Below are 13,857 nucleotides of genomic sequence, written 5' to 3'. Positions count from 1 at the left end.
CTACCCGATACTTCTTCAGATCAACCCCAACCCAACTCAAATAGGATATCGAATCAATTGGATCAGACCGGCCATTCAAATCACACCTGGGCTGCCCGGCGATCCTGCTTCAAATCCGGTCGTGGATCGTATCGGCCATCATTCGCCGATGGCCAAATGCGTCCGTGGTAGCCCGGGTCGCGCCGACGCAGCAAGCGTTCTTGCTACACGGCGCGTGTCGACACGGTCAAAGCTTCATCATCCCGCCATCGACGGAAACGGTCTGCCCGGTAACGAACGCCGCGTCCTCGCTTGTCAGGAAGACGATCGGGCCGGCGATGTCCCGCGGCACCGCAAAGCGCTTGATGGCCTGCTGGTTCCACACGGCATCGACGATGTCGCGCGGCATGCCGCTCGTTCCCGGCGTGTCCGTGATGGCCGGTGCGACGGCGTTCACGGTAATGCCGCGATCCGCAAGCTCGTTGGCCAGGCCGCGGGTCAGGCCGATCACACCCATCTTGCTCGCGATGTAATGGCTGAGCCCGGCAAGGTTCGTCGCGATCGAGTTGGAGGCAATGTTGACGATGCGCCCCCACCGATTCTCGGCCATCAGCGGCGCAAACGTGCGGGCCCCGAGGTACGGGCCTTCGAGGTTGACCTTCAGCACCCGGCGGAAGAGATCGGGATCCAGATCGTCGATCGTCGCAAACGGATAGATGGCCGCGTTGTTCACCAGGATGTCCGCTCGCCCGAATCGTTGACGTACTTCGTCCCGAACGCGGACCCAGTCCTGCTCCGACGACACATCGCCTTGAATGCTTGTCGCCGTTCCGCCCATGGCAGCGATATGCCGCAATGTCTCGCCGCAGTCTTCGAGATCGAAGAGCACCAACTGCGCTCCATGCGTCGCAAGCTTCTCGGCAACCGCCTGCCCGATCCCCTTGCTGGCACCCGTTACGATCGCCACACGTCCTTCATGCGTATTCACGTCTCTGTCTCCTTTCGTATCGTTTTTTCCGAACATCGGCCTTCCGCAGCACAACCGGCTCGCTCGCGTTCCGTCGTTGCGATATCGCGTCACGCGAGCGCAACTTGCGCTCGGGTTGACACTGCCAACCGTTGCCCGTTCACACTTCGCGTTTCCAGTGTCAGTGCAGCTTCTGCTATCGCTTCATCAACCCGCACATCTACTGCACTACTAACCAAATAGGGATCTATCAGATCAATGTCGTCACGTCCCGCTAGACTTTCGCCGCGAGCGAAAGCCGATCAAGGCATTCAGTCATGTGCCACACGACAGCTTGCCATCCCGCGCCGCAACCTTTGTCCCGAGCGTCTGCGAGTGATGTACGGCCGGAAGTCCGGGCATGCGCCTCTCCGGAGCGCCCGGTCCTCACCGGTCCGGCTCATTGCCACTTGTTCCGACGCCGAATACAAGCCGCTGAAGGTCACCTCACACCAAAACTGATAAACACCTCAGTTATGATTTAACGATCACCATTGATTCACGTCAAATAGGGTTTTCCCCCGACGCGTGCGATCGGTGCGCCTGTGTTCACGGAGCTGCGAGTGCAGCCGGCTCTTGCTGTCGGAATGACCCGTTCGAGGGTTTGAAGGCACAGGGGCGCGGCGCGCGAACGGACTCCGCGTCGGAGCACGCCCGCTCGCCGCACAAAATGCAACGCCCGACAGGTATCCCCTGCCGGGCGTTGCATCAGGCCGATGACGTGATCAGCGATAGGTACGAGCGTCGCCGCCGCTGCCTCGTCGACCACTCCCGAGGCAGCGCATGAATCGTCGACGCACGCCGCCGCCGGCGCGTCGCCTCGCACCGGTGTGACGTGCCGACGTGCTCGCTCAACGCCCCGCTTCGCTCATCGTCGGCTCGGCATGCGTGCGTTCGTGCTCGGCCGACTTCAGCAGATCGAGCGCGACGTCGACGATCATGTCCTCCTGCCCGCCCACCATCTTCCGGCGGCCGAGTTCGACGAGGATATCGACGGTCTTCAGGCCGTACTTGTCCGCCGCGCGCTCGGCATGGCGCAGGAAGCTCGAATACACGCCGGCGTAGCCCAGCGCGAGCGTCTCGCGATCGACACGGACCGGCCGGTCCTGCAGCGGGCGCACGATGTCGTCGGCTGCATCCATCAGGCCGTACAGGTCGCAGCCGTGATGCCATCCCTGGCGCTCGGCAGCTGCGATGAACACCTCGAGCGGCGCATTGCCCGCGCCCGCCCCCATCCCGGCGAGACTCGCGTCGATGCGGTCGCATCCCTCCTCGACCGCCACCAGCGAGTTCGCAACGCCCAGGCTCAGGTTGTGGTGCGCATGCATGCCCGTCTGTGTCTCGGGCTTCAACGCCTCCTTGAACGCGCGGAAGCGGTCGCGGATATCGTTCATGCCGAGTGCGCCGCCGGAATCGACCACATACACGCAGGTCGCGCCGTAACTTTCCATCAGCTTCGCCTGTTCCGCGAGCTTTTGCGGCGTCGTCATATGGCTCATCATCAGGAAACCGACCGGATCCATGCCGATCTCGCGGGCGTATTCCAGATGCTGCCGCGACACGTCCGCTTCGGTACAGTGCGTCGCCACGCGCACCACGCGCGCGCCGGCATCGTACGCGTTACGCAGATCGTGGATCGTCCCGATGCCGGGAATCAGCAGCGTGGCGATTTTCGCGTGCTTCACGCTCGCGGCCGCCGCTTCGATCCATTCGACGTCGGAGTGTGCGCCGAAACCATAGTTGAAACTCGAGCCCTCGATGCCGTCGCCGTGCGCGACCTCGATGCTGTCGACCCCCGCGCGATCCAGCGCGGCCGCGATCGCTTTCACGTTCGCGATGCTGTACTGATGGCGGATCGCATGACTTCCGTCGCGCAAGGTCACATCGGAAATATAGAGCTTCTTGCGTGCGTCGTTCATCACACTGCCTCCTTGTGACCGCGCGCAATGCCCGCGGCCATTCTTCTGCGCGCCATCATGTCGCCGCATGCGAGTGCGGCCGAGGTCATGATGTCGAGGTTGCCGGCATACGACGGCAGGTAGTGCGCCGCGCCCTCGACCTCGAGGAACACCGACGTCTTCAATCCGTGCTTCAGCCCGACGCCCGGCACGTTGAGCGGCTTGTCGGCCGTGATCACGTCGAACTGGACCTTCTGCTTGAGCCGATAGCCCGGCACGTACGCCTGCACGCTCGCCACCATCTGCGCGATGCTGTCCTCGATCTTGCCCTGATCGGCAGGATCGGACAGCGCGAACACCGTGTCGCGCATGATCAGCGGCGGCTCGGCAGGATTGAGGATGATGATCGCCTTGCCGCGCGACGCGCCGCCGAGCTGCTCGATCGCCTTGCGCGTCGTCTCGGTGAATTCGTCAATGTTCGCGCGCGTGCCGGGCCCCGCCGACTTGCTCGAGATCGACGCGACGATTTCCGCGTAATGCACCTTCGTCACGCGCGATATCGCGGCGACCATCGGGATCGTCGCCTGGCCGCCGCACGTCACCATGTTCATGTTCGGCGCATTTTCCGATTCCAGGTTGATGGCCGGAATCACATACGGGCCGATCGCGGCCGGCGTCAGGTCGATCACCTGCACACCATGCGCCTGCAACACGTCGTTGTGCCGCTTGTGCGCGCCGGCCGACGTCGCGTCGAACACGATGTCGATCTCCTTGAACACGTCGAGCGCCAGCAACCCGTCGATACCGTCCGACGAGATCGCGACACCCATGCGCTGCGCGCGCGCGAGGCCGTCCGACTTCGGATCGACGCCGATCATCGCGCCCATTTCGATGTGCGTGCCGTGACGCATCACCTTGATCATCAGGTCCGTGCCGATATTTCCCGGCCCGATGATCGCCACTTTCGCTTTTGACTTCACCGTCCACTCCGATCGTTCAAACTTGTTTCATTCGCCGTGTCGCATCCGGTTCGCCCGAACACGCCGACTCCCCGCATGTCATGCCTCTGCGTCGTCGAAACTCGCGCGCACCGCGCCCAGCCCCTGGATCTGCGCTTCGAACACGTCTCCCGGCCGCACGTTCACCATCGGGCCGAGCGCGCCGGACAACACGACATCGCCGGCCCGCAGCGGCACGCCACGCGCCGCCATCGTCCTGGCCAGCCAGACGAGCGCATTGACCGGATGCCCCATGCACGCCGCCCCGACGCCGAGCGAGACGACTTCCCCGCGTCGCTCCGTCACCATGCCGCACAACCGGAGATCCACGTCCGACAGCTTGACCGGACGATTCCCCAGCACGAACGCGGACGACGACGCGTTGTCGGCGATCGTGTCGACGATGCCGATCTCCCAGTCGCGGATCCGGCTGCCGACGATCTCGAGCGCAGGCAGCACGTATTCGATTGCGTGCAACAGATCGAGATGCCCCGGGTTGTCGCACGCGATGTCCCGCCCCATCACAAACGCGACTTCCGCCTCGATCTTCGGCTGGCTCAATGCGCTCCACGGCACCGTTTCCTGGTCGCCGTAAGCCATGTCGTCGAGCAGTACGCCGAAATCGGGCTGGTCGACGCCCAGCTGCTTCTGCACCGCTGCCGACGTCAGGCCGATCTTGCAGCCGACCCGTCGGCTGCCCGCGCTGATCCGTCGTTGAATATTGAGCTGCTGTATCGCATACGCATCGTCGATGCTCAGCGCCGCGTTCGCCCGGTGCAGCGGTTCGATGAAATCGCCGGTGCTTTCGGCCCGACGGAGCCGGTCCGCCACGTGTTGAATCTGATCCACATTCATTTGAAAAACCCCTCGATGGAACGGCAGGCGGGTATTGCCCGCCTGCCGTTTGTGCGGCCCCATCGCCGCACGTGCGTCGACTACTTCGCTTGCCCGAGGAATCCGCTGACGATGCGGTAGGTCTCGATGCGCTTCTCGACCTGCGGTATGTGTCCGCAATCGTCGATGATCTCGACTTCGCTGTCGGCGATCAGGCGCTGGAACTCCGCCGCATAGCCGGACGACACGAGCTTGTCGTCGCGGCCCCAGATGATCTTGGTCGGGATCCGGATCCGGTGCAGCCGTTTCGCGAGGCCACGATCCGGAATCGGCCACACGAAGGAGCCGGTGCAGCCCAGCGTCCAGACCCGCGCGGCCAGCGTTTTCACGAAGGATTCCTGATCGGTCGGCATCGCGAGAAACGCGCGTGCGGCTTCGCTGTCCGGATCCGCAAAGAGCAGCGACGGCATCTGCTCGGCGGGCACCGAATTCCAGTGCACGACCGGCATGTCGTCCCGCCACAGGCCGATCGGGTCCAGCAGCACGGCCCGGCGGAACAGCGTGGGGAACGTCGACGCGAGCTCGGCCGCCAGCATGCCGCCGAAGCTTTGCCCGATGACGATCGGCCGTTCGATGCCGAGCTGGCGGATCGCTTCTTCATACGCCAGCACGACGTCGTGAAGATCGTCGAGCTGCCGCACCGCGTAAGGGTCGTCCGCACTCGTTCCCGGAAACTCGATCGCGAAAATGCGATGCGTGCCCGCGAGGTCCATCAGGAAGTCGTCGATCACGAGGCCGGCCGCCGGATGAAGATAGACGACATCCGCGCCCGTGCCGAAAACCTTGACGCGAAGGGTGACTTTGCCGCCCCACACCGGCACCTTGCGCTCCTCGAGCGGGACGCTGACGGCAGCCTGGTTCGGGGATTCGATCGTTTCGGTGTTCATGCCTGTGTCTCCGCGAGTTGTTGTTGGCGAGCATCGAGCGGAACGCCGCCCAGCCGCTCCGGCCACCAGTGATGCTGATGCCCCTTGTCGCTCCACAGCTTCTTGAGGTCCGGCATCACGTATTTGGTAAACATGTCGATGTTGTACTGCGCGAGCTCCTTCGGCATCGAGCCGAACTGCAGCATCGCGTGCAGGTTGCCGATGCCGAATTCGCGTGCATATTCGACGAGCTGCTCGCGCACCGTGCTGATCCCGCCGGCGACGACCGCCCCCGATTCGAGGAGATCCCGGTAGGTCGCCGTCTTCATCCGGTCGTACATGCCGAAATCCTTCGGATCGCGGAAGATGAATTCGAGCCCGCGGATGTCGATGCCGCCCGGCAGTGCCAGCCGGTGCATCCCGATGCCGCCGAGCGCCTTGCGGAAGAAGTATTCCGCATGCCGTGCGTACAGCCGCTCGGCTTCCGCATCCGTTTCGGCAACCGCGATCGACTGCATGAAGCCGATCCGGTACGGGTTCGGTGCCTTGCCCGCTTCCTGTTCGATCTCGCGGAACCGGTCGAAAATGCGCTTGCCGGTGGCTTTCGCGCCGAACCAGCCGAAGTAATTGAACCCGTAGTCGCGATCGACGATGAACTTCATCGTGTTCGGGTTGCCGATCGCCGTGATCCAGACCGGCGGATGCGGCGCGTTCTGGATCGGCCGCGGCCAGATGTTCACGTCCGGGTGCTGGGAGAACTTGCCGTTCCACGCGAACGGCTTCGGCTCTTTCCACGCCTTCAGGATAAGTTCAAGGTTTTCATCGAAGCGTGCACGCGTCTGCAGCGGCGACACGCCGTTGTTCACGTTCGCGTCGTACGCCAGGCCGATCGGAAAACCGCAGATGAGACGCCCCCCCGACATGCAGTCGAGCATCGCCTGCTCTTCGGCCACCCGCAGCGGCTCCAGCGTCTTGCCGAGCGAGCGCCCGATCGGATAGATCGCGGTCTCGATGCCTTCGACCTCGGTCATGTAGGCCAGCACGGCCTCGAACAGATCCGGGTTCGGCATCATGTCGTACGAGCTTTGCCCGTGCTCGGTGATCGCGAGCCCGTCGAAGCCGGCGCGCGCCGCATACATCATCTCGTCGAGCGCATCGCGATAGGCGCCCCGGATACCTTGCGGCGTCGTGAGCCCATAGGGCGTCGTGACGACCGATTCGTGTTTCGTTTCGAAATCGGCCGGCAAGTCCCGATACGGAACCTGTTGGAAGTAGTTGATCTTCATGTGTCACCTCTCATGTTTGCCTGGTGAGGCGTTTTTTGCCGAAACCTTCAAGCTGCCGCGCGAACGCATCACGACGTCAGGAAATTCCGGACCAGTTGATTGAACTTCGCGGCCTTCTCGATCTGCACCCAATGCCCGCATTCGGAGAACATGTGCAGCTCCGCATGCGGAATCAGCTGGAACAGCCGCTCGCTGGTCCGGGCCGGAATGACCTTGTCTTCCCGCCCGTGCACGATCAGCGTCGGCTGGCGGATGGCCGACAGTTTTTCGTCCGGCACGGCCAGCGCGTCGATGCCTTGCTGGCGGGGCGCCGGGAACATCCGGCCGAAGGTCTCCTGATACCCGGGCCGGATGCTGGCCTCGTAACGCGAATCGGCGAGCGCGTCGGTCAGCATCCCGTGGTTGTAGGCGAACGTGTGCAGGAGATTCCGCATGTTCTCTTTCGACGGCTCGTACCCCCACACCGCATCGAGCCCGGGCGTCAGCTCGAACGGCACGCCGACACTTCCCATCAGCACGATCTTGCCGACCCGCTCGGGGAAGGTCGTCGCCAGCGTCAGCGCGAGCGCACCGCCGAACGAGTTGCCGATCACGTCCACCTCGGTCAGCCCGAGCGCATCGAGAAAACCGACGAGATGCTCGAGCCAGAGCCGCTTGCCATACGTCGCGCCGTCCGGGCGCTCGGTATAACCGAAGCCCACGATGTCCGGCGCGATTGGCCGGCAGAACTCCGCCAGCGCGGGCAGCGTCTGCCGCCAGTTCGCCCACGCGGTGACGCCCGGCCCAGAGCCGTGGATCAGCAGCACCGGCCGGCCGCTTCCTTCGTCGTGGTAGTTCGTGGTAATGCCGTCCGCACGGATCGAGCGCCCGATTTCGGGATCGTTCCGGGTCGCTGCTGTCTCGTTCATCTCGTTGTTCCTTGAATGCAATTGCCCTGCCAACCTGCTGTAAATCCGCTGCCTCGCGGTCGCGCCGGATGACGCGACCGGCCGCGCAGGTCAGGTGTAGACCTCGATGAAATCCGGTCTCGGTTCGCCCTGGTGATAGAAAATGCCGCGCCAGATGTCCTCCGCATGCCAGGTGATGGGCGGCATGTCGGGTTGCGCGTAGTAGCCGAGCCCCGCGAACATCTCGTTGCGATTGCCCGACGGATCGAAGAAGTACGTGGTCTGCCCACGGGTAATGCCGTGGCGCTGCGGCGTGACGTCGATCTTCACCTGATGCTTGCCGAGCACGTCGGCCGCGCGCAGCACGTCGTGCCAGCTGTCGAGGTAGAACGCCACGTGATGCAGGCCGGCAACCGGGCCACCGGCCATGGCCAGATCGTGAGGCTTGCAGCCCCGGAACAGCCACACGGCGGCCTGCACCGAGTGATCGGGCCCGGCGAGCACCTGCTCGGCCAGATGGAAATCGAGCGCCGCGCCGAGGAAGCGCGTGTTCTCCTCGACGGTGTTGATGCCAGCCTCCGGGTCGACCGGGCACATCAGCATCACGTGATCGAGCCAATGCACTGCCGCGCCTTCGAGGCCATCGGGCCAGGGCTCCGGATTCAGCGTGCCGACGCTCTTGCCGCGAAATTCCTTGTCCGCGTACAGGTACATCAGATGCCCGCTGGGCAGCGTGAAGCCGATGGAACGCCCGCACCGCTCGAGATGTCCCGCCGCATGCTCGGTCGCCCGAACGCCGGCTGCCTCGACTCGCGCCGACAGCGTGTCGAGATCGGCCTCCTTCTCGACCTTGTACGCGATGTGCTCGACGCCGGACCGATCCGCCTGCGTCAGCGAAACGGAATAGAGATCCCACTCGTCCCATCCCTTCAGATAGACCGTGCCGCGCACGTCGACATGGCTTTTCTGCAGGCCCAGCACCGTCACGTAATGATGCAGCGCCCGATCGAGGTCGAGCACTCGCAGGGCCACGTGACCGATTCTCATCACACCCATCATCCCCTCCTTCATGATTTTGGATAACTAACTGCTTTTGATCGTGCAGCGTTCCTTCGATTTTCCGAGCAGCTCGACGACCAGGTTCGACAGCGGGTAGATCCGGCACGCCAGCACGTCGTTGCCTTCACCGGCCGTCGGGCTGACGTGCGCCCGGCTCATCGGGCCGGACGCATAGCTGCCATGCAGCACCCTGATCTTGCAGATGCCGCATCCACCGCCGTGGCAACCCGACCGGATCGACTTCGTTCCCGCGCCGATGGCCGCCTGCAGCACCGGCTGATTGCCGTGGCAGTTGAACCGCTCCGCCGTATCGACGATGTAGACCTGGCAGACCGCCCCGTTCCGGGCTTCATCGCTGCCAGGTTCGGTCCGATCGACCTGATTCCACCGAATCGGGATGCGTATGGTTCCGACACCCTCCTCGTTGATGCCGATCCGATGCAATTGCTCCATCAATCGTGCAAACCGCTGCCCCCCGCTCGACCCGGCGCGCAGGCATTCCGACTTCAGCCAGGCCAGCGAGATCGATGCGAAATCCGCGTCGACGCCAATCGCGACACCGTCCAGCACCGCGCGCACATGCTGCAACTCGGTACGCGGCTGGTGCACGAGGAGCGCCAGCCGACTGACGTCCAACCCGTCCGAGACCCTGATCCGCCATTGCCTGTCCACCACGACGTACATCGCTGTCCCCTCTATCTCGTCAGATGCCACCCCGGCCGGACTCGAATCTCGTCGACCCGTAGACTGATGATGTCATCAGTTATGATTTAACGATCACACTCACGAAGAGTCAAATGGGGTTTTCCCCAGCCACGTTTGCCTGCTCCGGCAGTTGAAACTGATTACATCATCATCTATGATTTTTTCATCACTCTGCGGAGCTGGCCAGCAAGGTGCAATCGAACTCAAGGAGACAAGTCATGGTGATGCCAACGGAATTTCGGGATGCAATGTCGCGGCTGGGTGCGGCCGTCAATGTCGTGACGACGAATGGCCTCGCCGGCCTGGGCGGCTTTACCGCGTCAGCGGTATGCAGCGTCACGGACAGCCCGCCCACCCTGCTCGTCTGCATGAATCAGAGCAGCCACCAGTACGACCGCTTCGAGGCCAACGGCGTGCTGTGCGTGAACGTGCTCGGTGCCGAACAGGAACATGTCTCGCGGCTGTTCAGCGGACAGACGCGTGCGTCGGTCGAGGACCGGTTCGCGCAGACGAATTACGAGTACCTGGAGACCGGTTCGCCGGTGCTGCCCGACAGCCTGGTGTGCTTCGACTGCAAGATCGACCGCATCGAGAAGGTCGGCACGCACGGCATCCTGTTCTGCCAGGTCGTCGGGATCGGGAACGGGTCTCAAGCGGGCGGCCTGCTGTATTTCGACCGCGCCTACCATCGGCTCACGAGCGTCAGGCCGGTCTAGTCGGCACCGCCGCCGCGCGTTGGATATCGACTCAAAGGGTGATACGCTTGTTCGGTTCCCGATATTGCTTTAGCGCACACCAGACGTTGTTCAGCAATGAAGCCGTTCTTGTCGCAGCGCCGGTGCGCCGGCATGGAAATCGTGTCCGTGCGCGGTTCTGCGGCAAGCTCTGAACGGCGCGCTTCGGCTAACCTGGCTTACGAGATGGATGATCGAACCAAACCACGCGCAGTGACGCGCACCAAGACGGCCCCCAAGCCCGCTGCTCCCAAAACCTCGTCCGTCAGGAAGACGCGAACGAAAGCGCCTGCCAAAGCCCCCCTGCACAGCGACAGCGATGCGCCGATGCCGCGCGGCATGCGATCGCGCCTGGCGACGCGGAGCAAGCTCATCGAAGCAGCGCACACCCTGATGGCGGAAAAGGGCTTCGACCTCTGCACGATCGAAGAGATCACGAGGCAGGCCGATGTCGGTTTCGGCTCCTTCTACAACCACTTCGAGTCGAAAGACGAGATCGCGAAGGCGGTATTCGCGCAGCGTGCATCGGAGATCGGCGTCATCACGGACGAAATCTCGGCGCGCGAGACGGACCGGGCCGTCGCGATCAGTCACGTGCAGAAGATGTTCCTGACCAAGGCGGTCCATGATCCCGTGTGGGGGCGCTTCATCGTGCGGGCGCAGGATTCGCATCGGCAGATGAACGAGACGTTCGTGGTTCGCGCGTCGAAAGACATCGGCAACGGCACCGAGCAAAAGCGGTTCTCGATTCAATACATCGACACCGCGGCAGACATCACGATTGCCGCATTGATCAGTGCGATGACCCGGATTCTCGACGGCGGCCCGAGTGCGCAGATCACCGCCGAAACGGTCGAATGCCTGATGCGGCTCTACGGCGTCGCACCGGACGAGGCCCGCCGCCTTGCCGAAATGCCGCTGCCGGATTACGTCACCGACTTCTTCAAGTAACGCCGGCGCGGCCGTTGCAGGTCCGTCGGCAGCGCCGAACCGGCCCGGCATCGCCCCCGTCGATCCACCACGAGATGGCCATGTCTGGCTGCGTGCCGCCGGGTACGCAGCCGCGTCGCCGTTGCAACGCATCCGGCCGTGAGGGTCGGGCCGTTCTGCGCCAGGACATCCACCGCGCCGCCAACAAAGCATTTCCCGCTTTCGATCTTCCAGACGTTCCATAGCAAAACGGGCGCGATGAGTTGTCACGCCCCGCTGCTTCATCGACTTTCCCAAGCTGGCCTGCCCCCACCGGGGCCCCGCATCACGACCGCGAACAGGATTCGCCGACGACGCGGGCAGTCTCAAGCCCACGCTCCAGCGGCCCCTCGAGTCGCCCACGCTCAAAGCCGCTGCGACCTGTCCGGCAGAAGGCCCGCGGCCACACTTGTACGATCGAAAAGAAAATAAGGACGCTGAAGCATGGATCGTTCGGCCGTCAGTGAATATCGTTGACTGCCTTGGCAGCGTGCGTCTACGCACGCCATGCCGCTCGTCAATGCCCCGGAATCATTCGACCAGACCGCGCCCGCCGGCACACGGGATCGTCCCATCGCGCCCTTCGGCACGCACCGGGACCTGTACCGGCCGGCCCGGCCCAAGGCCACACCACGCAGGCGCGCGGCCGCTTCCGGAGCACCCTCCGATTCCGTCTTGCCCCGTCGCAAGACAGATCCAACACCTACTTTCAAGGGATTGAAATGAACAAGATCTGGTTCATCACCGGCGCATCGTCCGGTTTCGGCAAAGCACTCGCCGAATTGGTACTGGCCGCCGGCGACTGCGCGGTGCTGACCGCCCGCCGCCTGGAGTCGCTGCAGGACATCGCCGCCCCTCACGGCGAGCGTGCGCTGGCGCTGCAACTGGACGTGACAGACGCCGCCGCACGCGCCGCCGCGCTCAAGGCCGCGAACGAGAAATTCGGGCGCATCGACGTGCTGGCCAATATCGCAGGCGCAGGCTCGTACGGCGCGCTCGAGGAATTCACGTCCGCGCAGATTCGCGCCCAGATGGAACTGAACTTCTTCGCGGCCGCGGAGTTGTCGCGCGAAGTACTGCCGCAGATGCGCGCGCGGCAGTCGGGCCATATCCTCAACCTGACCAGCATTGCCGGCCTGGTCGCGTTTCCCGGCAGCGGCCTGTACAACGCGTCCAAGTTTGCGCTGGAAGGCTTCACCGAGGCGCTGCACCACGAGGTCAAGCCGTTCGGCATCCGCGTGACGCTGGTCGAGCCGGGCGCGTTCCGCACCGGCTTCGCGGGCAACGCGGCGATGAAGGCCGAACAGCGGATCGCCGCCTACGCGCCACTGGATGCCGGCATGGACGAGTACTACACCACGCAGAACGGCCAGCAGATGGGCGACCCGGTCAAGGGCATGCAGGTGGTCGTCGACATGGTGGCGTGCGACACCGCGCCGGTTCGCCTGATGCTGGGCGAGGATGCTTACCAGCTGTGGGACGGCGCCGTCGCGTCGCGCAACCGCGATCTCGGCGTATGGCGCACACGTGGCGAGGACACGGCCATTCCGGGCGCCGTGAAGAACACCGCGCAGGCGCTCTGAGCGCGTTGAACCCTGCCCGGTCGATGCGCGGATGCGGGTGCCGGTCGTTCTAACGAAAGAAGGGCCGATCGACTACATCGACCGGCCCCTCTTCCTTCCCACCGCAACCGCGTTACAGCCGGATTTCCTCCAGTTCGGCACCGTCGAATGCGGTGTCTTCGCCACTTGCCCGCCAGCTGTCGATGTCCTGAATCCGCTTGGCGATGGTCGCATCCCAGATCGAAAACGCATCCCGGCCCAACATCAGGCGCACCGGCGGTGCGTCGCTTGCGACAACTTCCAGCATGCGCCGCGCGGCCTTGGCAGGGTCCCCCATCTGCTTGCCGGCGGAGTGTTCGAGATAGGCTTCGAACGGCTCGACCACGGGCCGGTAAGCATCGATGCGCTGCACGGGCCGCATGTTGACGTCGCCCGCGAACTCGGTGCGGAACGCGCCGGGCTCGACCAGCGTGACGTGAATGCCGAGCGGTCGGGCCTCGATGGCCAGTGCCTCGGTCCAGCCCTCGATCGCGAATTTCGCTGCGCAGTACGGGCCCGCGGCATTCATCGACACCAGCCCCGCGATGCTGCTCACGGTGAGCACATGGCCCGAGCCCTGCACGCGCATCTGCGGCAGCACCGCGCGGGTCATCTCGGCAGCGGCGAAGAAATTCAGCTCCATCTGCTCACGCAGCTGATCGAGACTGAACTCCTCGCAAGCGCCGGCCACCCCTCGCCCGGCGACGTTGGCCAGCACGTCGATACGACCGAAGCGCGCGAGCGTGTCGGCCACGGCCTTGTCGCGTGCGGCGGCGTCGGTCACGTCCACGGCCAGCGGAAGCACGCGGTCTTCATGACCCTGTGCGATGGCTTGCAGCCGATCCAGGCGACGGGCGGTGATGGCAATGCTGTCGCCATTGGCGATGACGGCCTCGGCCAGCGCCTTGCCGAAGCCCGACGATGCACCCGTGACCAACCAGACTTTTGGATTCTTGTTCATATTGATTCCTTTGC

At 64.0% G+C, this 13,857-nt stretch carries 13 protein-coding genes; 3 read left to right on the top strand and 10 right to left on the bottom strand.

The genetic code is table 11. From position 1 onward, the window contains the following. Positions 1-226: 226 nt before the first annotated feature. The 9 genes from BCEP18194_RS28720 to BCEP18194_RS40305 all read right to left on the bottom strand — a co-directional run bounded on the left by BCEP18194_RS28720 (position 227) and on the right by BCEP18194_RS40305 (position 9,557). The gene (locus BCEP18194_RS28720; RefSeq protein ID WP_041493256.1) at positions 227-967 is read right to left on the bottom strand and encodes an SDR family NAD(P)-dependent oxidoreductase; all 741 of its coding nucleotides are present in this window, start codon (positions 965-967) and stop codon (positions 227-229) included. An 869-nt stretch (positions 968-1,836) separates the two neighbouring features. After that, entirely contained in the window at positions 1,837-2,904 is a 1,068-nt protein-coding gene (gene dmpG / locus BCEP18194_RS28715; protein ID WP_011354793.1) for a 4-hydroxy-2-oxovalerate aldolase, read from the bottom strand. Continuing rightward, positions 2,904-3,863: an acetaldehyde dehydrogenase (acetylating) gene (locus tag BCEP18194_RS28710; RefSeq protein WP_011354792.1), complete on the bottom strand. Its 960-nt coding sequence runs from the start codon at positions 3,861-3,863 to the stop codon at positions 2,904-2,906. The genes dmpG and BCEP18194_RS28710 overlap by 1 nt, the downstream gene beginning before the upstream one ends. A 78-nt stretch (positions 3,864-3,941) precedes the next feature. Further along, positions 3,942-4,736 (bottom strand): 2-keto-4-pentenoate hydratase, encoded by a 795-nt coding sequence (locus BCEP18194_RS28705; protein ID WP_011354791.1) that lies wholly within the window; start codon positions 4,734-4,736, stop codon positions 3,942-3,944. An 80-nt stretch (positions 4,737-4,816) separates the two neighbouring features. Further along, positions 4,817-5,662, bottom strand: coding sequence for an alpha/beta fold hydrolase (locus BCEP18194_RS28700; protein WP_011354790.1), 846 nt, complete (start codon positions 5,660-5,662; stop codon positions 4,817-4,819). Beyond that, positions 5,659-6,927, bottom strand: coding sequence for an LLM class flavin-dependent oxidoreductase (locus tag BCEP18194_RS28695; protein ID WP_011354789.1), 1,269 nt, complete (start codon positions 6,925-6,927; stop codon positions 5,659-5,661). The genes BCEP18194_RS28700 and BCEP18194_RS28695 overlap by 4 nt, the downstream gene beginning before the upstream one ends. 68 nt (positions 6,928-6,995) lie before the next feature. After that, complete coding sequence (locus BCEP18194_RS28690; RefSeq protein ID WP_011354788.1) at positions 6,996-7,835, bottom strand: alpha/beta fold hydrolase; 840 nt, start codon at positions 7,833-7,835, stop codon at positions 6,996-6,998. 90 nt (positions 7,836-7,925) lie between these two features. After that, complete coding sequence (locus BCEP18194_RS28685; RefSeq protein ID WP_011354787.1) at positions 7,926-8,870, bottom strand: catechol 2,3-dioxygenase; 945 nt, start codon at positions 8,868-8,870, stop codon at positions 7,926-7,928. Between the two features lie 27 nt (positions 8,871-8,897). After that, positions 8,898-9,557, bottom strand: a complete 660-nt coding sequence (locus tag BCEP18194_RS40305; RefSeq protein WP_011354786.1) for a 2Fe-2S iron-sulfur cluster-binding protein — start codon at positions 9,555-9,557, stop codon at positions 8,898-8,900. 239 nt (positions 9,558-9,796) lie between these two features. Between BCEP18194_RS40305 and BCEP18194_RS28675 the strand changes: the two genes are divergently transcribed. The 3 genes from BCEP18194_RS28675 (at position 9,797) to BCEP18194_RS28665 (ending at position 12,864) form a co-directional block, all read left to right on the top strand. Beyond that, positions 9,797-10,294: a flavin reductase gene (locus BCEP18194_RS28675; RefSeq protein ID WP_011354785.1), complete on the top strand. Its 498-nt coding sequence runs from the start codon at positions 9,797-9,799 to the stop codon at positions 10,292-10,294. Between the two features lie 132 nt (positions 10,295-10,426). Then, positions 10,427-11,263: a TetR/AcrR family transcriptional regulator gene (locus BCEP18194_RS28670; RefSeq protein WP_157687287.1), complete on the top strand. Its 837-nt coding sequence runs from the start codon at positions 10,427-10,429 to the stop codon at positions 11,261-11,263. Positions 11,264-12,003: 740 nt separating this feature from the next. Then, positions 12,004-12,864 carry an oxidoreductase gene (locus BCEP18194_RS28665; RefSeq protein ID WP_011354783.1) on the top strand — a complete coding sequence of 287 codons (861 nt, stop codon included), beginning with the start codon at positions 12,004-12,006 and terminating at the stop codon, positions 12,862-12,864. Between the two features lie 112 nt (positions 12,865-12,976). On the opposite strand, the gene BCEP18194_RS28660 is transcribed toward BCEP18194_RS28665, so the two are convergent. After that, entirely contained in the window at positions 12,977-13,843 is an 867-nt protein-coding gene (locus tag BCEP18194_RS28660) for an oxidoreductase (RefSeq protein ID WP_011354782.1), read from the bottom strand. Between the last annotated feature and the right edge of the window lie 14 nt (positions 13,844-13,857).

The organism is Burkholderia lata (assembly GCF_000012945.1).
Lineage (GTDB): Bacteria > Pseudomonadota > Gammaproteobacteria > Burkholderiales > Burkholderiaceae > Burkholderia > Burkholderia lata.
This window is presented reverse-complemented; position numbering and strand designations above follow the sequence as displayed.

What these genes read in the sequence shown, in the direction of transcription:
- BCEP18194_RS28695 (WP_011354789.1), bottom strand. Translation starts at nt 6,927, where the DNA reads ATGAAGATCAACTACTTCCAACAGGTTCCGTATCGGGACTTGCCGGCC.
- BCEP18194_RS28690 (WP_011354788.1), bottom strand. Translation starts at nt 7,835, where the DNA reads ATGAACGAGACAGCAGCGACCCGGAACGATCCCGAAATCGGGCGCTCG.
- BCEP18194_RS40305 (WP_011354786.1), bottom strand. Translation starts at nt 9,557, where the DNA reads ATGTACGTCGTGGTGGACAGGCAATGGCGGATCAGGGTCTCGGACGGG.
- BCEP18194_RS28700 (WP_011354790.1), bottom strand. Translation starts at nt 5,662, where the DNA reads ATGAACACCGAAACGATCGAATCCCCGAACCAGGCTGCCGTCAGCGTC.
- BCEP18194_RS28665 (WP_011354783.1), top strand. Translation starts at nt 12,004, where the DNA reads ATGAACAAGATCTGGTTCATCACCGGCGCATCGTCCGGTTTCGGCAAA.
- BCEP18194_RS28675 (WP_011354785.1), top strand. Translation starts at nt 9,797, where the DNA reads ATGGTGATGCCAACGGAATTTCGGGATGCAATGTCGCGGCTGGGTGCG.
- BCEP18194_RS28705 (WP_011354791.1), bottom strand. Translation starts at nt 4,736, where the DNA reads ATGAATGTGGATCAGATTCAACACGTGGCGGACCGGCTCCGTCGGGCC.
- dmpG (WP_011354793.1), bottom strand. Translation starts at nt 2,904, where the DNA reads ATGAACGACGCACGCAAGAAGCTCTATATTTCCGATGTGACCTTGCGC.
- BCEP18194_RS28685 (WP_011354787.1), bottom strand. Translation starts at nt 8,870, where the DNA reads ATGGGTGTGATGAGAATCGGTCACGTGGCCCTGCGAGTGCTCGACCTC.
- BCEP18194_RS28660 (WP_011354782.1), bottom strand. Translation starts at nt 13,843, where the DNA reads ATGAACAAGAATCCAAAAGTCTGGTTGGTCACGGGTGCATCGTCGGGC.
- BCEP18194_RS28670 (WP_157687287.1), top strand. Translation starts at nt 10,427, where the DNA reads ATGGAAATCGTGTCCGTGCGCGGTTCTGCGGCAAGCTCTGAACGGCGC.